Consider the following 21,726-nt stretch of genomic DNA (forward strand, 5'->3'; position numbering starts at 1 on the left):
AGTGGACTTAGAGGATTTGTCCTGCATTTTCATCGAGTAAACGACGGGCGATAATTAAGCGCATAATTTCGTTGGTGCCTTCTAAAATCTGGTGTACGCGCACATCACGGAAGTGACGTTCCAGCGGGTACTCCCTTATATAACCATATCCGCCATGAATTTGCAGCGCCGCATCACAGACTTGAAAGCCCACATCGGTGGCAAAACGTTTTGCCATGGCGCAATAGGCTGTGGCTTCAGGATCGCTGCTGTCGAGTTTAAAGGCCGCAAGGCGCACCATTTGGCGGGCTGCGACTAACTCTGTCGCCATATCGGCGAGCTTAAATTGTAGTGCTTGGAAAGCTGCTAAAGGTTTACCAAATTGCTGACGCTCATTCATATACTGAGTTGCACGTTCCAGCGCCGCTTGCGCAGTGCCTACTGAACAGGTCGCGATATTGATACGACCGCCGTCTAAACCTTTCATCGCGAAGGCAAAACCTTGACCTTCTTCACCGAGTAAGTTGGCTACTGGCACGCGCACATTTTCGAAGGTGATTTGGCGGGTCGGCTGGGCATTCCAGCCCATTTTATCTTCGGCCTTACCGTAGATAACGCCAGCGGCATCCGCCGGAATGGCAATGGCCGAAATCCCCTTAGGCCCAGCTTGACCCGTGCGGCACATCACCACTAATAGCTCAGTTGCACCCGCACCTGAGATAAACATTTTCGAACCTGAAATCACATACTCATCACCGTCACGCACCGCTTTGGTTTGCAAAGATGCGGCGTCTGAACCCGCACCCGGCTCAGTTAAACAATAGGACGCTAACATTTGCCCTGTGGTTAACGGCTCAGACCAAGTCTGACGCAGCGTTTCAGTGCCCCAAGTCGTCACCATCCAAGTGGCCATATTGTGAATGGTCAGCATGGCCGTGGTCGCAGTGCAGCCCTTGGCGAGCTCTTCAAAAATAATCGACGCATCGAGGCGCGATAAGCCCATGCCACCTTCAGATTCTGGCGAATAAAGCGAGCAAAAACCCAACTCACCGGCTTTTTGGATCACGTCTTTGGGGAAATGATGTTCTTCATCCCATTTGGCGGCAAACGGGGTTAACTCTTCCGCGGCAAACTGGCGCGCAAGATCGGCAAACTGGCGTTGGTCATCGTTGAAATTAAAATCCATTTGGCTCTCCTATGACTCTGTGGTCACTTTTTATTTAATAAATTGGGCGCCGTAAAGAAGCCGTAGTTTATCGATTAATCACCGAGCTTGACGTACGAGCTTAGCGCAAGTTAATGCTCATGTTTGGCGTAGACGCCACGGCAATATCGGACTCAAACCAGCGTGAAGTGATGGTCTTAGTCTCGGTATAGAAACGTACCGCTTGCTTACCGTAAGCATGTTGATCGCCGTAGAAACTGCCCTTCCAACCAGTAAATGAGAAGAAAGGTAATGGCACAGGAATAGGTACGTTAATTCCCACTTGGCCGACTTCGATTTCGTGTTGATATTTACGGGCCGCCGCGCCGCTGGCGGTGAAGATAGAAGTGCCGTTGCCGTAAGGGCTAGCATTGACTAATTCGATGGCCGCTTCTAAGGAGTCCGACTCCATGCAACACAGTACAGGGCCGAAGATTTCTTCCTTATAGATGCTCATCTCTGTGGAGACTTTATTGAACATGGTTGGGCCAATCCAGTTGCCTGACTCATAACCTTCCACAGTAAAGTCGCTGCCATCGAGCAAACACTCGGCGCCTTCATCAATCCCCTGCTTGATAAGCTTGAGCACGCGTGCCTTAGCCGCAGGGCTTATGACAGGGCCGTAACCGGCTTCTTTATCGTCCCATAAACCTGGGCGAACCTTGGCTAAGGCTTCTTTGAGTTCTGGGATCCACTCTTTAGCTGCGCCAACAAACACGGCAACCGAAATCGCCATACAGCGCTGACCCGCCGCGCCCACAGAAGCGCCAACTAAGTTATTGATCACTTGCTGTTTGTTCGCATCAGGCATAATGACGCAGTGATTTTTTGCGCCCGCAAAGGCTTGTACGCGTTTTAAATTATCGGTACCGGTTTTATAAATATACTGGCCCACAGCCACAGAACCGACGAAGGAAATGGCTTTAATCGCAGGGTCTGCCAGCAGAATATCCACGGCAGTTTTGTCGCCATGCACTAATTGCAATACGCCCTTTGGTGCGCCCGCTTCAACAAACAGTTCAACAAGGCGCTGCGGCGTCATAGGATCTTGTTCTGAAGGTTTTAAAATGAAGGTGTTACCGCAGGCAATCGCCAGTGGGAACATCCATAACGGGATCATCGCAGGGAAGTTAAATGGCGTAATACCCGCACACACACCCAGTGGTTGGGTGTAGCTGTAGGTGTCGATTGAACGCGCGACGTTCTCAACGGTTTCGCCCATCAATAATGATGCCACGTTACAAGCGTGTTCAGCGACTTCTATGCCGCGCCATACATCGCCCTTGGCATCTTCGAAGGTTTTACCCGTTTCATGGGCAAGAATGGTCGCAAGTTCGTCGTGATGTTCTTTTAGCAGATGTTGATAACGCAACATGACGCGCGCACGTTCAGAAACTGGCACTTCTTTCCACGTTTTGAAGGCGGCTTTGGCGCTAGCAATGGCAGCGTGAACTTCTTCGCTAGTGGCAGCATTAATCACGGCAATCGGCGAGTTATTCGCGGGATTGGTGACAATAATCTGCGATGTGCCCGTACCTTGGGTAAACTCACCGTCAATGTAATGCTTTACTTGTGTGGTCATGTTGCAATCCTTTCCTTGTAGAGTGATGGGCTGGCGGTGCGATATTATGATTATCCTCAAGGGAAGTGATTGCCCTTGCCAGCCCCGTCTTGTTGATTTAACTAAAACCTGATTTGACAAAAACCTTTGCGATTAAACCTCAATGGCCATCGCCGTCGCTTCACCACCGCCGATGCACAGCGAGGCGACACCGCGCTTAAGACCGCGGGCTTTCAATGCATGAATTAAGGTCACCAGTAAACGTGAACCCGAGCAACCAATCGGATGACCTAAGGCGCAGGCGCCGCCATTAACGTTTACCTTAGCGATATCTAAACCTAGCTCAGACACAGCAAGCATAGTCACCATCGCGAAGGCTTCGTTGATTTCGAATAAATCCACCTCGTCCGTTGACCAACCGACATTGGCCAGCAATTTCGCCATAGCGCCAACCGGTGCAGTGGTGAACAATGAAGGCTCTTGGGCGTGTGTAGTGTGGCCTTTAATGGTGGCTAACACGGCTAAGCCTAAACGGTCAGCTTCGCCGCGCGAGGTCAACATCAATGCCGCTGCGCCATCGGAAATCGAGCTAGAGTTTGCCGCTGTGATAGTGCCATCTTTGGTAAAGGCTGGGCGCAGCGTAGGAATTTTTTCAGGGCGGGCATTACCGGGTTGCTCGTCGGTATCGATAGTCACATCACCGCGACGATCACTGACAGTAACTGGCGTGATTTCGGCTTTAAAAGCACCTGAATTAATCGCGGCATTGGCTTTTTCGAGCGAGCTTAGGGCAAAAGCGTCCATCTGCTCGCGAGTGATACCAAATTCATCGGCAGTTTTCTGGGCGAACGTCCCCATAGCACCGCCCGTGTAGGCATCTTCAAGACCATCTAAAAACATGTGGTCTAACACTTTGCCATGGCCCATGCGCATGCCGCCGCGGGCTTTATCTAATAGATACGGCGCTTGGCTCATGCTTTCCATGCCGCCTGCGATCACCACTTTTGCACTGCCCGCTTTAATCAAATCGTGGGCTAACATTACCGTCTTCATGCCTGAGCCACAGACCTTGTTCACTGTGGTCGCACCAACGGATAAGGGTAATCCCGCACCCAAAGTTGCCTGACGCGCAGGCGCTTGACCTAAGCCTGCGGGTAATACGCAGCCCATCAAGACTTCATCAACATGCTCACCCGCCAATTGTGTTTCCGCTAACAAGCCTTTAATGGCCGTCGCAGCTAACATGGGTGATGCTACGGATGACAAATTGCCTTGAAACCCGCCCATTGGGGTGCGTTTAGCAGCAACGATAACGATATCTTGATTTAACTGTTCAGTACTCATGAAGGCTCCAACCTAAATTGACCACGAAGCCTAGTACCAGCCTCGGGACGTTTAATAAAATCGACAATAAAACCACTCTGACGTTTACGCGAACGTAAAGCAAGTATTCCTTGGTCTAATGTGCAGATTTTATCAGTGGGAAATGTCAGTAAGGATTTACAGTAAGACAGGGATTAAGCGCCGTTAAACGTGGAAAGTTGGCTCTAAGGGAGAGATAAATTAAGTGCTTTTGGGTATCAGCTAAAGTCACATCCATGTGACCACATCACCATAAAAGGCTAAACAAAACCTTAACGCGACTCCCACGGTGTCATCGCCGTCATATCGCTTAAGTCGTAAGGGGTTAACTGATAGACGTAATAATTAAGCCAATTACTCACCAACAAACTACCGTGGCTGTGCCAGCGGGCAATGGCGTCGGCTTTAGGATCATCATTGCGATAATAATTCTGCGGCACATTCGGATCTAAGCCTTGGCTTAAGTCTCGCTGATATTCCTCGTTTAGGGTCGACTTTTGATATTCAGGGTGACCCATCACAAACAAGTTACGATTATTCCGACTTAACACCAAATAAGCCCCAGCCTCATCGGACTCGGCCAATAGCTGCAGCTGTGGATGTTGTCTAATTTCTTCGACATCCATTTCGGCAAAACGGGAATGGGGTGCAAAAAATTCATCATCAAAACCGCGCAGTAACGGGAAATGCTGAGAGGTACGGCGATGCACGAATACGCCTGAACGCTTTTGCGGCAATATTTTTCGATTTAAACCATAGAGATGATACAAGCCCGCATGGGCCGCCCAGCATAAAAACAGCACTGAGGTGACATGCTCTTGCGACCAGTCGATGATTTCACGGATATGATCCCAATAAACCACATCTTCGAAATCAATTTGCCCAAGCGGCGCACCTGTGATGATAAGACCATCGTAATTTTTATGGCGCACGGCTTCAAAGTCACGGTAGAAAGTATTCATGTGATCGATGGAAGTATGCTTGGATTCTTTGTCGTGAATGCGCAATAAATCCACATCGACTTGTAAAGGCGTGTTGCCCAGTAAACGCAGTAACTGGGTTTCTGTCTCGATTTTGTTCGGCATCAAGTTCAAAATCAGCACCTTCATCGGCCTGATATCTTGATTCGCCGCCCGCGTCTCGGACATAACGAAAATATTTTCTGACTCTAACACTTCTGCTGCGGGCAGATGATCTGGAATTCTAACCGGCATACCGCGCCTCTTCTGTTCGTAAATACCAACGGATTCGGCGCGTATGTCAGCTCACTTCTGAGCAGGCTAACTAGCCACCGACTTTCTCTAGCAGTATCGTCATTGGCTCAGTCGAATTGAGGTCAATGTGATAGGCTTGAGTATTAATAAACAATAACTTATCACCGAGCATTATCCGTGCACCTATGGCATAAGTGTGCCCGGGTTGGAACTGATCGCTGCCAATCGCAAAACTGAATGGCGTTGGTGTTGCTGCACCTTGTTGTACGCGCTCCGCCATCACTATGGCTGGCACATCCATTTTTGAGACATCGAGCAGTTGCACTACGACCTTAGCCTCTGCGGGCAGAGCAATCCGTTCGCGATACAAGGTCTCGCCTTTTATCTCCACGATAGCATTGGGTGTCGCACAACCCGATAACACACCCATTAGTGCCATTAATGCTAAAGCAGTTAATCTCAACGCGCTTAAACGCAACCATTTGTTCATTTTGTTTCTCCTAATCATACATAAAGACTTCTAGATGTCCATACGCCCAAGCTATAAATCTTGTCTTGGTGAACATATCTTCCTATCATAAGCCACCATTTCGTTGCCGAAAAACCTATGACCCAAGCAACTGCAATAATTGTGGGAGCTAGCTCACAATTAAGTCGTGAAATTGCAAAGCAATTGGCAGATCAACAGGTTGAATTAGTCTTATTCGCCCAAGATCCAGAATCACTCCGCGATTTTGCCTTATCCTTGCCAACAAAAGTACAAGTATTTTCACTTCAAATTGAACAGCCTCAAGCCATTATCACTCAACTTGAATCCGTCTGGCAGAGTCTGGGCGGTGCGCACTTAGTCTTAGTCAATACAGGCCTCAATAGTTATGATCCTGAGCTGCCTTGGCTGCCAGAGCAAGACATTATCGATGTCAATGTGCGAGGTTTCGCCGCAATCTGCAATACGGCATTTAGACTATTTCGCGAGCAAGGTTATGGACAACTGGCGGCAATAAACTCTATCGCAGGTTTGCGCGGTGGCCCAAGTGTGGCCTATCACGCCTCAAAGGCCTTTGGGCAGAATTACCTTGAGGGCTTATGTATGCACGCCCAGCGCCTCAAGTTACCCATTACGATTACCGATATCCAACTCGGTTTACTCGACAAAGCCGCCATGCAACAAAGTGCAATGTGGCTTGCCCCATTACCGCACGTTGCTGCACAGATCATCAAAGCAATGAAGCAAGGCAAACGCCGCGTCTATGTGACCAAACGCTGGCGCCTCGTCGCTTGGCTCACCGTATTATTACCCGAATTTATCTATAACACTCGCCACTGGAAGGCTAAAAAGCCAAAGCGCTAAGTCGGCTTAACCTGAGTGGAACATGCGCGATAAAAAGTGCAGAAACGAAAAAGGAGCCTAAGGCTCCTTTTTTACGCTTATCTGATCCGTAGATTAGAAAGTGTAACCTACGCTGACCATATAAACCCATGGGTCAATATCGGTACCAATAACCACAGTGTCACCCGATAATTTAAACTTCACATCGCTGCTAATTTGCGCGTACCACACAGAAGCGTTCACTAACCAGTTTTTGTTAACCTGATAGTCAACACCCGCTTGTGCCGCTAAGCCCCAAGACGTGGTCATGCTTAAGTCAGTTAACGCACCACCTAAATCATTGGTGAATTCATTATCATAAAAGTTAGTGTAATTCACACCGACGCCAATGTAAGGGCGAACCACTGATTGAGAATTACCGAAATAGTACTGCGCCACTAAAGTTGGCGGCAGTTGCTTAGTTTCAGCAATTTTACCTACGCCAGCCAAAGAAACATCGTGGCTAAAAGGCGTTGCTGCTAATAACTCTACGCCAAAGTTATCAGTCAACATATAACCGAAGTTCAAACCAAGTTGAGTATTGTTACTCACTTTGAACTCACCAAAAGTTGCAACTGGGTCGCTTGATTCGTTTGGCGCAACAACGATAGCACCCGCACGAACGATAATGTCACCTGCTTGGTGAGCCGATACAGAAGCAGAAAAACCAGCAGCTAAAAGGGTGGCAGCGATCAGTGTAGAAACAGTATTTTTGTTCATCATCATACTCCATATGTACAACATAGGTTTTTGTTTTAAATTACATCCTTAACAATTGACGCCTACACTGCCAGAGAAGCGCGGCTGATTTATTGATCCAAATCAAAGTGAATGGCCAATACTCATTTCTAGGTACAACCCATGGGATCTAAATCACGAAATTCAAACATTTATCGACAGTACACCTTTGTTTTCTGTGAGCTCAGTTCTTTATTAGCCATCACTAATGACTACAGCAAGAGGTAGACAGCATTAGCGAAACCAACATTTTAATAACAATAAAAAGCACTTAGCTGAGGGGGATTTGGCCATTAAGTTCAAATTGGTGGGACTAGATGAGGAAGAATAGAAGCAGAAAATGGCCGAACCAAAACGGCTTAAGGATGATACCCATGCTGTTAGCGGTCTAAATTAGTGAGTAACTAAATTGAGTTGCTAAATTGAGTAGATAAATTGCATGGGACGAATTGAGAGAACTGCTGGGGTCGAATTAGGAATGAGTGAGTGAATGAGCAGATCAGTTTGCTCGGCAACACTCAAGCAAGGGATACTGAGTGAGCCAACCCTTAGTCGCGACTCTGTGATGAAACACGGATAATCCCCGCTTTGGATTGGCGCTCAGTTTGAGTGCAAACAAAGAGTTCAGCCCAAAAGGAGCCACCAGCTCAATATCGTAAGACGCGGGATGATTTTTCATCCCAACACAAGTCTGAGTATCAGATTCTGTATCAACAACTTGATAGCTTACCCCGATTGCGGTTTCAAGCTCTGGCCAATAGGACATAGCATCAACACAAGATGTGTAAGCCGTGTCTTGATTTCGAACATGCATGCGCGCCTGATTCTTCACCGACCAAGGTAACTCAGGGGCAAGCTGATTAAGATAGGTTTCAATTGCCAGATCCCGCTCGGGACTGATATCTAACGGGCAAAAATAGATCAGATCGATATCGTTCAGTGGACTCAACTCAAATCCGTGCAAGCGATCCCAGACTAGATTACGGACAAATCCCGCCGCAAGGCACCACTGCGGCATTGAGTGTACTTTGGCGCATTGGAGCGCAAGTTCAAGCGCCCTCACCCGCTCGCAATCTTGGGTTATCCATTTGAGTAATCGATGCTTTAGCTCTGCTTCACACATAGCCTCATCCATAACATTATTCATAGCACCATTCAGAACATGACTCATACATTACTCATAACAGTATCGTTGGCTTCAATGTCAGATAACACCACGGGAATGACATTCCGCTTACTCCACTTCGCCATCGGTTTCTGAGCACTTTACGACCTCATGACAGAGTAGATAAACGAGACTATAAATAGGTACCATTACCGCCAAATAAATCCAAAACCCATAGACATCTTTGTCTAGCAGATTAACGCTAACAGTAAAGATGGGCATGAACAGTAGCATCCAATTTATTATATTGAGTTTATACCGTATCGGCTGTTCACAGTGGCAGCAGCGTCCTTCCTTAATCGGCACATCCTTAGCGCCGAGTTTACCTTTGCAATACGGACATTTTTTACTGAAAAGCATTTAAACTCCATCGCAGAGATTAGACTCGCAACACAAGCCTCATCATCCATTCTTTCAATTGGTAAACACTATATCCGCACTATTCGTTACAAACCATCACACAGCATCCGCTTGGCGCTCCGGGGCCGCATCGGCAAAGGCTTCTAGCTGATTACACTCAGCCCACACGCGCATGACATTGGGATAAGGCATTAAATCCACATTAAAACGCTGGGCGTTATACACCTGCGGCACTAAACACAAGTCGGCTAATGTCACTGTATCCCCAAAGCAGTAACGACCACTGTGCCTTTTCAACAAGATTTCTAAGGCTGCAAAGCCACTCGCGACCCAGTGGTGATACCAAGTATTTTTTGCCGCTTCATCGACCCCTAAGGTTTGGGTTAAATACTGCAATACCCGCAAATTGTTTAGTGGGTGAATTTCACAGGCTACCGTGAGTGCCATGGCGCGCACATGGGCACGCTCAAGAGCCGATGCAGGCAATAATGGTGACTGTGGGTGTATCTCATCAAGATATTCAATAATGGCTAAGGATTGCGACAATGCATCCGCATCCAGCTCATCATCCATCACTAAGGTTGGCACTAACTCCAGCGGGTTAAGCGCACTGTAGGCCGCTTTATGTTGCTCGCCGCCATCACGTACAAGATGCACTGACAACTGCTCGGCAGAAATTCCCTTAAGATTGAGGGCGATGCGAACTCGATACGCTGCGCTTGAGCGCCAATAACCATAAAGTTTCATATTTTCACATCCTTATAAAAGTCAGTATAAAAACGGGGCAATTAAGCCCCGTTAGTTTGAGTCGATGTCGCCCTTTAAGGGAAAGCCTTAGGCTTTGTATTCAACCACTTTTTGATCGATAGAACCGAAAATCGTTACATCGTTGTCATCGAGCATTTCGATGCGCACAGTATCGCCAAAACGCATAAATGGCGTAGTGGCTTTGCCTTCAGCAATCACTTCTAACATACGTTTTTCCGCTAAACAGCTAGAGCCTGCGCTACGGTCATAGTTAGAAATAGTACCTGAGCCAATAATCGCACCAGCGCCCAATGGACGGGTTTTTGCAACATGTGAAACTAACTGGCTGAAATTAAAGGTCATATCGACGCCCGCATTCGGACGACCGAATAATTCACCGTTTAAATGGGTGATCAGCGGTAAATGCACTTTAGAATCTTCCCAACGTGCGCCCAGTTCATCCGGCGTCACTGCCACAGGTGAAAAACTGCTCGATGGCTTAGATTGGAAGAAACCAAACCCTTTCGCCAACTCACCTGGGATTAAGTTACGCAGTGACACATCGTTCACTAACATCAACAATTTAATATGCTTAGCCGCATTGTCGCTGCTCACGCCCATAGGCACATCATCGGTAATGATCGCGATTTCAGATTCGAAATCGATACCCCAGTCTTCACTCGCCAGTGGAATATCGGCTTTAGGGGCAATAAAACTGTCTGAACCACCTTGATAGAACAGCGGAACTGTCCAGAAGGTTTCAGGCATTTCTGCGCCGCGAGCCTTACGGACTAGCTCAACGTGATTCACATAAGCGCTGCCATCGGCCCATTGGTAGGCACGCGGTAGTGGCGACAAGCACTTAGCTTCGTCAAACGCTTGGGCGTTATCTAACATGCCTTCATTTAACGCGTCGTACAATTCTTGCAATTGCGGTTTCAGTAAATCCCAACCGTCGAGTAATTGCTGCATAGTGTGGGCAATGGCAGGAACGGCAACCGTTTTAGTGAGATCGCGGCTAACTAACATCAACTGACCATCGCGGCGACCATTGTTATAACTTGCAAGTTTCATATTGGCTCCAGTGCTTCTAAGGCTAGGCGTACAATTTTATTGTGCTGGAAAACGCGCGGCGTCATTCAGCTTATATTCGGCGATTTTAATCGGACTTTTTGACTCATTAAGGGCGCACACGTTACGCAGTCCGCGCCAACAGAGGCATACCCTTTTGCTTGCTTTAACGTATTTGTTGCGCGTAGAAATACCCGAAGCTGGCGCAGATTCCTATAGCGTGACCCAAATCACATTTGGGTCAATTATTTCACATTTCGTAAACTAATCATTACGTTTATAACCTAGTTGCCGCTTATCAATATCTCGGTAAGCAATATGCCTGAAAAGTCGGCAACTAAGTGGAACGAAACTGTTACATCTATCGCGTCAAGCCAGCAAGACTCGGCTTAACGACGTTTGGCTATCTTGTACTCACGCAGCTTATTGGCAATAGCGGTGTGCGACACCCCGAGCTTTTTCGCTAACTGCCGAGTGCTCGGATAGGCAGGATATAACCGACGCAACAGACTCGCTTCAAACTGCTTCATTGCATCGTCGAGATTGCCTTCAAACTCATTGTCAAAGTAACCAAAACCTTCGGCGTAGGACGGCAGTTTTAATTGTTCTACCGTCAACTCGGCCGAACCATCCCACATAGACACAGCTCTAAATACTGCGTTCTTTAATTGGCGTACGTTACCTGGCCAAGCGTAGGTGAGCAAATGATCGCGGCACTGGGCCGAAATCCGCCGCACTGGGCTAGACAACTGTTGGCTGTAATGTTCGAGGAACATTTCCGTCAGAGGAATGATATCGACTTTACGCTCGCGCAGTGACGGTATGTGATAACTCAGCACATGGATGCGATAGTACAAATCTTCCCTAAACTCACCGGTTTGACACAGTTCGGCTAAATTCTTCTGGGTTGAGCAGATGATCCGCACATCGGCGCGGACTTCTTCATCGCCGCCTATGCGTCTAAAGGTACCATCTTGCAATAGCCGAAGCAGCTTAACTTGGGCGGCCTTAGACATTTCAGCCACTTCATCGAGAAATACTGTGCCGCCTTTAGCTTCTTCAAAGAAACCCCGTTTAACGACTTTGCCCTGACTGACGTAACCGAATAGTTCTTCTTCGGCGGCGCTGTCAGGCAGAGCAGCGCAGTTGATGGCGATAAAGGGTTTCTCGCGGCGCATACTGGCATCGTGGCTGGCTCTGGCCATTAATTCTTTACCAGTACCCGTTTCACCTGTGATCAATAAAGGCGCATCGAGCTGGGCCATCCGCCGCGCTTGCTTAAGCACTTCCTTCATTTTGTCACTGCTGGCTAATACATTTTCAAAGCCAGTAGTTTGATTCTGCAGGGCGTTAAATTGTTTTCCAACCCGCGCAGGGGATTTTAGCGACACCACAGCGCCAACCAAGATGGTTTTTTCATCTTCATCGGGCAGGTAAATCGGCAGCATTTCGGCTAGATATTCGTTTGGACCGATTTGTACCCTCGCCGCTTGCGGTAAGACTTGGCTTTCGCTCAACCAGCGGCTGAAGTTAAAACCTTGCACCCAATGATTGAGCGACTCTTCGAGCACTTCGTGCTCACCCATACCGATATTGAGCAAGGCGGACTCGTTAACGATACGGATACGCGCTTTAGCATCGATGGAGAAAACGGAATCGGGTAAGGTTTTGAGCAGGGTTTTAAGGGCGTAATGTTCTTGCTCTGAGGGCATAAACGACACCGTACGCACATCATGGACACTTTCCACTTTGCGGATCTGCGGCATCAAGGCACTTAAGGTTTCAAAACTGATTTCGGCAAATTGTAAGTACAGGAATCCTTGGTTACTGGCATCAATGGCAATTAAATTAATACCATAACGCTCTAACACGACTAAGATATCTTTGGCTAAACCAACACGATCCTGACAGCTGACTTCCAAGCGCATAATGACTGATATTCCCTTTTTTGATTCGAATTTTGGGGATAAACCGTGCAGAGCTATTTTTCGCCTTAAGCTTTACAACAAAAATGACGCTTGCTAGGCAAGTTGTTACCTTAACGAAAACGTCAGCGATGAGGGTAAATAGCAGAGCCCGTATACGTTAGAAGGTTAAACAGAAAGTGGCAAGCCTAGTTTACAGTTGAATTGTAACAGGAAGAAAAAATCAGCATCGAAAAATAGATTAAGATGCTGATTAAATTGGCGAATTAATTAGACTAATAACTGGTCTGTCTTGGCTGCCATGATGAAGTCATTCTTATGTAGACCCTTAATAGAGTGTGACCACCAAGTGACAGTCACTTTGCCCCATTCAGTGAAAATACCTGGATGATGGAATTCTTCTTCCGCTAAATCCGCCAGCTTATTCGTGAATGCCATCGCCAGTTTAAAGTTTTTAAACTTGTAAACGCGCTCAAGCTGCATTACGCCGTCACGCACTTGCACGCCCCAGTCGGGGATCATACGAATAAGTTCGGCCAATTCTTCATCGGTCACTTTAGGTGCGTCGGCTTGGCACGCTTCACATTTCATATTCGATAACGCTGTCATACATACTCCTCTTGGCAACATTGATAGGGATATTCAGTTGCACTTTACTCATTTTCTATTAATAACTTAAATCAGATGCCAGCCAAATAACGAGTCAACTCATCAACGAGGCTAACTCGCCTTGGCTTTTGGCGGAAATTTAGGGGCAAATAAACCTAACTGACGGGCCTTAGTGACGTAACCCATGATGTCCATCTTGGCAATTTCATCCAGCATATCAATGTGCTCAATCACATAATAAATCGGCTGCATAATGTCGATCCGATATGGGGTTCGCAGCACATTTAATAAATCAAAGGGTCGACGCTCTGGCACATCACTTTCCATCGCATACAAGGTTTCCCCGGGAGAGCTTAAAATGCCGCCGCCATAGATACATAAGGCGCCGTCTTTAGGTTGCAGTATGCCAAACTCAACCGTAAACCAGTACAAACGCGCTAAAAATACCCTTTCCTCTTTGCTAGCATGTAAACCTAACTGGCCATACATATGAGAGAAATTGGCAAATGAAGGATTGGTGAGCAAAGGGCAGTGACCAAAAATCTCGTGGAAAATATCTGGCTCTTGCAGGTAATCAAACTCTTCCTTGCGGCGAATAAAGGTGGCCACAGGAAACTCTTTGTTGGCCAGTAATTCAAAGAAACGGCCGAAGGAAATCAACGCAGGGACCGCCGCCGTTTTCCATCCAGTGGTCGCTTGTAATACCGCATCAATTTCGGCAAGTTGCGGAATGCGATCCTTTGGCATACCCAAGGCATCGAGCCCTTGCAGATATTCCTTGCAGGCACGACCGGGGAGATTAACGGCTTGACGGGCGTAAAGCTGACGCCAAATATCGTGCTCTTCTTGCGGGTAATGGATAAACCCAGTGTCATCGGCTCTGTGAGCGATGTACTCTGTTCCTTTCGTCATAATCTTCACTTGGTGGCTAACACTCATGACTCCATAGTGGTCTAAGGCTTTAAATTTGTTAACTCCCTCACACTTTATTCTTGTGCCGCTACTGTGACGTAAACGTAAAGCAAATATTACAAGGTCATTAAAATCCCCCTGCTGGTACATGCCATGAATGCTGGATTAGATCCACTGTGCTACCTTTGCTAAAACTTATGCCTGAATTTGCCGTTAAAATACTTAGATTTCCTCAATTTTTTAGTGTTTGTAAATAGCTTTTCTGTGCAGGTCATTTACAATATTGGCCATTAATCGCATCTCCTTGACCTAAAAGGTTCGCAATGAAACAACATCAAATTCGTAAAGCCGTTATTCCCGTCGCAGGCTTAGGCACTCGTATGCTTCCTGCGACCAAAGCGATTCCAAAGGAAATGTTACCGGTTGTCGATAAGCCATTGATCCAATACGTGGTCAGTGAAGCTATCGCTGCTGGGATCAAAGAAATTGTCCTAGTGACCCACGCCAGTAAAAACTCTATAGAAAACCACTTCGATACCAGTTTCGAATTAGAAGCCCAACTCGAGCGCCGCGTTAAACGTCAGTTACTCGAAGCCGTACAATCTATTTGCCCTAAAGACGTCACTATCATCAGCGTGCGTCAATCTCAGGCGAAAGGATTAGGCCACGCCATTTTGTGCGCAAAATCAGTCGTCGGCGATGCACCATTTGCAGTATTGCTGCCTGATGTGATCATCGATGAAGCCAGCTGTGATCTGCGTCGCGATAACTTAGCCGCTATGGTTGCGCTATTTGATGAAACCCAAGTGGGTCAAATCATGGTTGAAGGCGTGCCGCACAACGTCGTCAATCAGTACGGTATTGCTGATGTGAATGGCCATGATTTACAACCTGGTGAATCTGAGCCATTAGTTGAATTGGTTGAGAAACCAGCCGTGGATGAAGCGCCATCTAACTTAGCCGTTGTAGGCCGTTATGTGTTACCTGCCAGCATTTGGCCACTACTGGCTAAAACACCTGCGGGCGCGGGCGATGAAATTCAATTAACGGATGCAATTGCTATGTTAATGAAACAAGAAACCGTGAACGCTTATTATATGGAAGGCAAGAGTCACGACTGTGGTAACAAGCAAGGTTACATGCGCGCGAACGTTGAATACGCCCTGCGCCACAGCGAAATCGGTGAAGATTTTGCGCAATATTTAAAAACCGTTGTAAAAGGGATGAAGTAATGACGATTTTAGTGACCGGTGGTGCTGGCTATATTGGCACTCACACTGTGGTAGAACTGCTCAATGCTGGCAATGACGTGATTGTGTTAGACAATTTGTCTAATTCGAGCATAGAGGCCTTAAATCGAGTCGAGCGGATCACAGGTAAATCGGTCATTTTCTATCAAGGCGATATTCTCAATAAAGCCTTATTACAGAAAGTGTTTAACGATCATGCTATCGATTCGGTTATTCACTTTGCGGGATTAAAGGCTGTGGGTGAATCCGTCGCTAAACCCCTTAAGTATTATGAGAATAACGTCACAGGAACCCTGATCCTCTGCCAAGTTATGGCGGAGTTTAAGGTGAAAAATCTCGTTTTCAGCTCATCGGCCACTGTATATGGCGATCCAGCCAGTTTGCCTATCACCGAAGACTTCCCCACTGGGGCGACCAATCCCTATGGTCAGTCTAAGTTGATGGTTGAACATATACTGGCAGATGTACACAATGCCGATCCAAGCTGGAATATCGCTCGTCTGCGTTATTTTAATCCGGTCGGCGCCCATGCAAGTGGCTTAATCGGCGAAGATCCTAACGATATCCCTAACAACTTAATGCCCTTTATTGCGCAGGTTGCCGTGGGTAAACGTGCCGCCTTAAGCGTGTTTGGTGATGATTATCCGACTCATGATGGGACTGGCGTGCGTGACTATATCCATGTGGTGGATTTAGCCAATGGCCATTTAAAAGCACTGGCTAAATTGGCCACTAAACCAGGTCTGGTCACCTATAACTTAGGCACAGGCCAAGGATATAGTGTTTTAGACATGGTTCATGCCTTTGAAAAAGCCTGTGGTAAGCCTATTGCTTACCAAATTGCGCCACGTCGTCCGGGCGATATTGCCGCCTGCTACGCCGATCCAACCCATGCACGGGAAGATCTCGGCTGGCAAGCAACGCATACGCTAGCAGATATGGCCAACAGTAGCTGGCATTGGCAATCGACCAATCCCAATGGTTATAACGGCTAACAAATTGAATGGCTTGTGGAAATATCCCAAGCCATTTTTCTTTATCACTTTGAATACGCCCATCACTTTAAATAATTAACCGTTCGAGGAGCAACATGACTCAAAGTATTAATCACAGTCGTCGCAACCTCTTTCGCCGCCGTAAAGATAATGCCTTGAGGCCGCCTTGGGTGCGTGATGATATCGAGTTCACCGATGTATGCACGCGCTGCTCAGCCTGTGTTGAGGTATGTGAAACCCAGATCATCATCAAAGGCGATGGCGGATTTCCTGAAGTCTCCTTTAAAGACAATGAGTGTACATTTTGTACGCTGTGCGCTAAGGCATGCCCTGAAAATATCTTCGATTTAGCCCAAACACCTTGGTCGTATCAAGCCCGTGTTCAACAGAACTGTTTAACCTTTCAAGGGATCTGGTGCCAAAGTTGTAAGGATGCCTGTGAGCCTAGAGCCATCAGTTTTGTGTTCAATATTGGCCAAGCTCCACGTCCGAAAATAGACCTTGAACTTTGTACCGGATGCGGCGCCTGTGTGGCTCCCTGCCCTAGCAAGGCCATTGAAATAACCCGACCGACTTAATGCAGCAAAGCCATCGCATTACCCATACAAAGCTGTGCTTATTATCCGTTTTACGCTAGTATCGCGCCTCTATTGAACTCAGTTAATCCCTTCTCGAATTAAGTTGATTTATGATGATTTTTGTAAAAAAACTGTTCTTCCCCCCTAAAAAAAGTCCCTCTTTAAGCTTTATTTCTCGAGGCACTAAACTCACGGGGAACATCGAATTAACGGGCGATGTGCTTGTTGGCGGTGATATCCAAGGTCAACTGCTTTCTGAGGCTAATATCACGATAGAACAAGGCGGTACGATTCAAGGCGAAGTAAAGTGCCATGAATTTATCGTTGACGGACACTTCAAAGGCAGACTCATTTGTGAGCGTTTAGTGATCCAGCGTAATGGCGTTGTCGATGGCGAAGTGGCGAGTACTTCAATGCAAATCCTTGAGGGCGGCCAGTTTATCGGCATGCGGATTAAAGAAGATGCGCCAACCATTTATTCCCATGCAATAGGCCACACTCCTGCAACAGACAATCGTAACTTATCGCACGTACAAAACGATGTTATAGAATCTCGCTAAAACGGCGGATAAATGACACTCGCAAGCTCACCCACTTAGGCGAGCTTGTATTTTTAGCTCGATCTTTTTTAATACCCCGACTCAAAGCCCTTCACTGACCAGCCAAATAAATGCCTGCGAAATAACACTCTTTACAATGGTTAAATAATTGTTATTTTACCGAGAGTGATCACAGTTAATCCGCACGACTGCTGTTAATCTTAGCGGCTAATCGCGGCGGTTCGGGTAATAGCAAGGAGCAGAGTCAGAGCCACAGAATGCCCTTAATAACCCCGCAAAAAATAGTTAAGACTCATACAGGGCAAAATACAAAATGAGCAACTTATTACTCAAACAAATCTGTGAACTCGATGTTTTTACCTTGCTGGTATTTAAAAGTATTTTCGACACAGGGCACGCGAACAGTGCCGCCAAAGCGCTGGATGTTTCTGCACCGAAAATTAGCCGCTGCCTCAACGCATTACGCCTGACCTTTAACGATGAACTGTTTTATCGCCGTCAACAGGGGCTAAAGCCCACTCCCCTAGCAGAAAGCCTGTATGTGGCTATTTGCCAGTTTACTGAATCAGTTTATCACCTCGAACAATCTGCAACTCAGATACAAAATGCAGCCATTAATGCCGATTTACCGCTGCATATTGCCGCCTGTAATGGGCTATTGAGCTTTTTAGCGCCACAATTAAGCACGCCGGACGTCGCCCAAGCGCTAGGGCAAATACGTTTACATAAATGGCAAGAGAATAGCGCTGAGTTAATCCACGCAGGTGCGCTGGATTTTGGTATTACCTTAGAAAGTGCTGAAAATAAAGAATTAAGCTATACCAAACTGGGCTCAGTCAATGGCGTTTACATCGTTGCCGCCAAACAACATCCTCTGTGGCAGATTGAGACCGATATTACCTTAGAGCAAATCTGTCGCCATCCATTCCTGTACCAAGAAGTGAAGGGCTTTAATAGCAAAATTGACCCCTTAGAATTATTTTGCCAGCGCCAAGGCCTCTTGCTACCAGCGGTGGATAAAGTCATCGACAGGGAGGAGTGGTACGCCCATTTACTCACCATGAAGAGTGTGGCTTTTTGTTCCAGCATTGATATGCACACAGTAAAACACATGCCCGGATTACACTTAGAACGCCTAAGCGATACAGAGCTCAATCGACTCCACGATACTATGATGGCGCCACAATATTATCTTATTGAAAAACCAGCAATTCATCGGCGATACAGCCAGAGTCAAAGCGCGCTTGTCGTGCGTTCCTTACTTGCCGCGCTCGATCCCGCACGCTAACGCGAGACAATAAGCTCAGCCAAGCTCGTGGATATATCATTCACTAAACCTTGTTTACACCATTGCGATGTGTCGATGTTAAACGGGGTTTAGGTAGTAAAAGACCGAAGTTTAAAACAGCAAAATTTCATCGATATTTTCTCTCTTAACAAGACTGATCCTCAGACAGATTACCGCTTATTTCCCCTGTCGCTTTGATGCTTAAAACGTCAATTCCATCACTGAGATTTAGGCTATCTTAGCCTCGTGTATTTTGCTTAACCGAAAATGAATTCTTCACTGAAGCCCAAGTTGAAAAATATAAATTGTGATGTCCATCATGGCTTTCCAGCTGAATTTCATTATTTAAAATATCAAAATGCAAATTTTAGAATTCCCATTCGCGTTTGTTAAATCATCGTTCACATATCAGATACAAACTTGCAAATACCACTTTATAAGTAGGTGAATCCTCCTATATTAGAGGCACTGCACACGCAGTCTTATAGAAAGAAAAAGGGACGCGATGATGAAAAACTACAATAAATCTCTACTGGCACTGGCTCTCGTCAGTACCTTAAGCCTTACCGCCTGCGGGGACGGAAGCGATGGTCAAGATGGGGCACCTGGCACACCAGGTACACCCGGAACACCAGGCACTCCCGGAACACCAGGAACCCCTGCTGGATTGACTGTGAATACTGTCGCCTCCGCTGGCGACGTTACCTTTGTAATCATCCCAGAAGACATTAGTATTGCTGGCGCTGGGGAATTCAAAATTAAATTTAATGTTCAAGGTAAAAACGCTCAAGCCAAAACAGTGCCCTTTACTGGACTCGATATGGTTTCACTTTACTCTGTGACCGCCATGGAAAACAATTCTGGTTCGGGAGCCCCGCTGCAATGGGTTAATAACGGCGCGGCAGCAGGAAATAGTACATCTATGTACTGTACGCTGACAGGGGAATACACTTCACGTGGCCAAACGGGGAAAGCCTGTACTTTAGTTGAAGATCCTGCCTCACCCGGCACTTATACGGGTACATGGACCTATGACGGCGCAGCGCCAATCATGAACGCCAATGACGACCTAACGGCTCCGCATCGGTTCTTTATGCGCGCCTATAACATTACCAACGATAACGGAGTGGCAATTGCAGACAAGGTTTTATCTGAGCCTCTAAATTACATTCCTTCAACGAATGAAGTTGTTAGTACTGCAGGTAAAGATACTGTTACCGATGCAGCTTGTATCAACTGTCATGGCGCAGTTGATGGCAGAATAGCCAAAATTGAAGCTCACCATAACTATCAAAGCGTTGAAAATTGTATTGCCTGTCATAACCCTGCTCAAGTGCCAAGTGATGAAAACCTTGCAGCGGGTCTAATTTATGACTTCCCTGCAATGATCCATAGGATCCACTCTGGCGCAGAAAACGCAGCAAACTTTGACCCTAGCAATGATAAAGCTAAAGAATGGAGTGAAATTGGCTTCCCATCTGATCTGAAAGAATGTACGACCTGTCATACTACAGACCAACCTAGCTATAACACTATTTACGCCCAAGCTTGTGTAGGCTGCCATATGACAGTCAACTTTGCGACGGGTGAAAACCACTCTGAATTTGCCCTAGCTCAAGCAGATGATACTCAATGTAGCTCTTGCCACGGCACAGGTAACTTGTCACCTGCGGTGGTTCACAGTGTTGGTAAACGTGCAGAGTATGCATCTCTGTTCAAAGTTGACTTCACCAGTGCTACAACAGTTCCATCAGCTACTCTAGGCATGAAAACCTTAACCTTAACAGCCAATGTCACCTTAAATGGTGCGCCAATTGCTGATGGTACATCGTTAAAAGCCTACAACGCGACCACTAACCCAACAGCGATGTTTGTCGCTAATGGTCTATTGATCGGTAATGTGGCCACTGACGGTACTGTGTACTCTTGGAGAGATGTTAAACCTGCTGCAATCAGTATTAAGCTAGACAGTGGAACACTTGCTGGTGGCGTGTTAACTATCGTTAAAGATATCCCAGATGCGCAAGCTGTGGGCACTCTCTACGTAGGTTCAGAAGCCAACTTCTGTGCTAAAGCGGGTAAAGTGGTTAGCTGTAATACTACAAACTTAGAGTTTGGTCCAACTAGCCCTATCGGTAACGAAGCTGCAGTGAAATTCTATAGCCCTGATGGTAGTGCAGTCACTAAAGCCCGTATGACTGATCCTGCTCGCATCACAGTCGCAGAAACTAAGTGTAATGCTTGTCATGGCACCTTAGATTATGCAAAAGGTTCAAGACACGGCACTTACACCTTCGACCAATGTATGCACTGCCATAACGACACCACTGGCGCTTCTGGCCACGGTGCAACTGGCTATAAAGGCGATGATGGTAAGTTAGTTGTTAATCCTGAAGTGACCTTCAATAACAAAGACCTATTCACAGTTGCTCACCGTTTCCACAGCGGTAACTTCGGTGTAGTAGAAGGTATCTTCCGCGATGTGAAAGGTGATTTGTTCGGTTATCCAGCGGTTGAAACAGATTGTGCGGCTTGTCATAAAGACAATGCCAAACTATTTGCTGCAGATAATGGTTTAACTTCAGGCAAACGCTCAATCAAAGTCGGTGATTACTACATTAGCCCAGTCGCTGAATCATGCCGTACCTGTCACGCTCATTCTAATGCGGCAGCTGTCGCTCACTTTAGAAGTAACGGTGCGGTAGTTGAAGCGGATGCAATGACAGATCCTAATCTACCAATAGAATCTTGCGCGACCTGTCACAAAGAAGGAAAAACCTACGGCGTAGATAAGGTACACGCAGAGTAGCACAGCAGTACTAGTACCTTTGGGTTGCCC

General features: G+C 46.8%; 20 protein-coding genes. 8 read left to right on the top strand and 12 right to left on the bottom strand.

All coding sequences use genetic code 11. The features are described from left to right. Window positions 1–7: 7 nt before the first annotated feature. The 5 genes from KV201_RS04915 to KV201_RS04935 form a co-directional block, all read right to left on the bottom strand. Window positions 8–1,165 carry an acyl-CoA dehydrogenase family protein gene (locus tag KV201_RS04915; RefSeq protein ID WP_006081028.1) on the bottom strand — a complete coding sequence of 386 codons (1,158 nt, stop codon included), beginning with the start codon at window positions 1,163–1,165 and terminating at the stop codon, window positions 8–10. 100 nt (window positions 1,166–1,265) lie between these two features. Then, window positions 1,266–2,765 (bottom strand): CoA-acylating methylmalonate-semialdehyde dehydrogenase, encoded by a 1,500-nt coding sequence (locus KV201_RS04920; RefSeq protein WP_012088747.1) that lies wholly within the window; start codon window positions 2,763–2,765, stop codon window positions 1,266–1,268. A gap of 132 nt (window positions 2,766–2,897) precedes the next feature. After that, window positions 2,898–4,088: an acetyl-CoA C-acyltransferase gene (locus KV201_RS04925; protein WP_226058693.1), complete on the bottom strand. Its 1,191-nt coding sequence runs from the start codon at window positions 4,086–4,088 to the stop codon at window positions 2,898–2,900. A gap of 290 nt (window positions 4,089–4,378) precedes the next feature. Further along, window positions 4,379–5,320 (bottom strand): homoserine O-succinyltransferase, encoded by a 942-nt coding sequence (metA, locus tag KV201_RS04930; RefSeq protein ID WP_226058694.1) that lies wholly within the window; start codon window positions 5,318–5,320, stop codon window positions 4,379–4,381. 70 nt (window positions 5,321–5,390) lie between these two features. Next, window positions 5,391–5,810, bottom strand: a complete 420-nt coding sequence (locus KV201_RS04935; RefSeq protein WP_006081022.1) for a YbaY family lipoprotein — start codon at window positions 5,808–5,810, stop codon at window positions 5,391–5,393. 117 nt (window positions 5,811–5,927) lie between these two features. Here KV201_RS04935 and KV201_RS04940 point away from each other — a divergent pair, with 117 nt between their 5' ends. Further along, complete coding sequence (locus KV201_RS04940; protein WP_011846378.1) at window positions 5,928–6,671, top strand: SDR family oxidoreductase; 744 nt, start codon at window positions 5,928–5,930, stop codon at window positions 6,669–6,671. A 93-nt stretch (window positions 6,672–6,764) separates the two neighbouring features. Here the strand turns inward: KV201_RS04940 and ompW are convergent, their stop codons facing one another. Together ompW and KV201_RS04950 are read right to left on the bottom strand one after the other, a co-directional pair. After that, window positions 6,765–7,412 (bottom strand): outer membrane protein OmpW, encoded by a 648-nt coding sequence (gene ompW / locus KV201_RS04945; RefSeq protein WP_226058695.1) that lies wholly within the window; start codon window positions 7,410–7,412, stop codon window positions 6,765–6,767. Window positions 7,413–7,926: 514 nt separating this feature from the next. Further along, window positions 7,927–8,598: a nucleotidyltransferase family protein gene (locus tag KV201_RS04950; RefSeq protein ID WP_226058696.1), complete on the bottom strand. Its 672-nt coding sequence runs from the start codon at window positions 8,596–8,598 to the stop codon at window positions 7,927–7,929. 214 nt (window positions 8,599–8,812) lie between these two features. On the opposite strand from KV201_RS04950, the gene KV201_RS04955 reads away from it, so the two are divergent. Continuing rightward, a complete protein-coding gene (locus KV201_RS04955) occupies window positions 8,813–8,956 on the top strand; it encodes a hypothetical protein (protein ID WP_172599597.1) in 144 nt (47 codons plus the stop codon). A gap of 92 nt (window positions 8,957–9,048) precedes the next feature. Here KV201_RS04955 and maiA read toward each other — a convergent pair whose 3' ends face one another. From maiA to phhA, 5 genes are all read right to left on the bottom strand, one after another. Further along, window positions 9,049–9,699: a maleylacetoacetate isomerase gene (gene maiA, locus KV201_RS04960; protein ID WP_107946978.1), complete on the bottom strand. Its 651-nt coding sequence runs from the start codon at window positions 9,697–9,699 to the stop codon at window positions 9,049–9,051. An 87-nt stretch (window positions 9,700–9,786) separates the two neighbouring features. After that, window positions 9,787–10,773, bottom strand: a complete 987-nt coding sequence (locus KV201_RS04965) for a fumarylacetoacetate hydrolase family protein (RefSeq protein ID WP_226058697.1) — start codon at window positions 10,771–10,773, stop codon at window positions 9,787–9,789. A gap of 386 nt (window positions 10,774–11,159) precedes the next feature. Further along, on the bottom strand, window positions 11,160–12,698 hold the full coding sequence (gene tyrR / locus KV201_RS04970) for a transcriptional regulator TyrR (RefSeq protein ID WP_006085271.1): 1,539 nt from the start codon (window positions 12,696–12,698) through the stop codon (window positions 11,160–11,162). Window positions 12,699–12,965: 267 nt separating this feature from the next. Next, window positions 12,966–13,304, bottom strand: coding sequence for a 4a-hydroxytetrahydrobiopterin dehydratase (locus KV201_RS04975; RefSeq protein WP_006081014.1), 339 nt, complete (start codon window positions 13,302–13,304; stop codon window positions 12,966–12,968). A gap of 111 nt (window positions 13,305–13,415) precedes the next feature. Further along, window positions 13,416–14,216, bottom strand: a complete 801-nt coding sequence (gene phhA / locus KV201_RS04980; RefSeq protein ID WP_226058698.1) for a phenylalanine 4-monooxygenase — start codon at window positions 14,214–14,216, stop codon at window positions 13,416–13,418. 323 nt (window positions 14,217–14,539) lie between these two features. Between phhA and galU the strand changes: the two genes are divergently transcribed. From galU to KV201_RS05010, 6 genes are all read left to right on the top strand, one after another. Beyond that, window positions 14,540–15,448 carry a UTP--glucose-1-phosphate uridylyltransferase GalU gene (gene galU, locus KV201_RS04985; RefSeq protein WP_012196842.1) on the top strand — a complete coding sequence of 303 codons (909 nt, stop codon included), beginning with the start codon at window positions 14,540–14,542 and terminating at the stop codon, window positions 15,446–15,448. Further along, window positions 15,448–16,461, top strand: a complete 1,014-nt coding sequence (galE, locus tag KV201_RS04990; RefSeq protein ID WP_012196841.1) for a UDP-glucose 4-epimerase GalE — start codon at window positions 15,448–15,450, stop codon at window positions 16,459–16,461. Before galU ends, galE begins: the two co-directional genes overlap by 1 nt. 95 nt (window positions 16,462–16,556) lie before the next feature. Then, complete coding sequence (napF, locus tag KV201_RS04995; protein ID WP_226058699.1) at window positions 16,557–17,039, top strand: ferredoxin-type protein NapF; 483 nt, start codon at window positions 16,557–16,559, stop codon at window positions 17,037–17,039. Between the two features lie 110 nt (window positions 17,040–17,149). Beyond that, window positions 17,150–17,599, top strand: a complete 450-nt coding sequence (locus tag KV201_RS05000; protein WP_226058700.1) for a polymer-forming cytoskeletal protein — start codon at window positions 17,150–17,152, stop codon at window positions 17,597–17,599. Between the two features lie 313 nt (window positions 17,600–17,912). Next, complete coding sequence (locus KV201_RS05005; protein WP_006081008.1) at window positions 17,913–18,887, top strand: LysR family transcriptional regulator; 975 nt, start codon at window positions 17,913–17,915, stop codon at window positions 18,885–18,887. 505 nt (window positions 18,888–19,392) lie between these two features. Next, window positions 19,393–21,696, top strand: a complete 2,304-nt coding sequence (locus KV201_RS05010) for an OmcA/MtrC family decaheme c-type cytochrome (RefSeq protein ID WP_226058701.1) — start codon at window positions 19,393–19,395, stop codon at window positions 21,694–21,696. The last annotated feature ends 30 nt before the right edge of the window (window positions 21,697–21,726 follow it).

This window comes from Shewanella sp. SR1, from assembly GCF_020447145.1.
In the GTDB taxonomy this organism is placed as follows: Bacteria; Pseudomonadota; Gammaproteobacteria; order Enterobacterales; family Shewanellaceae; genus Shewanella; species Shewanella baltica.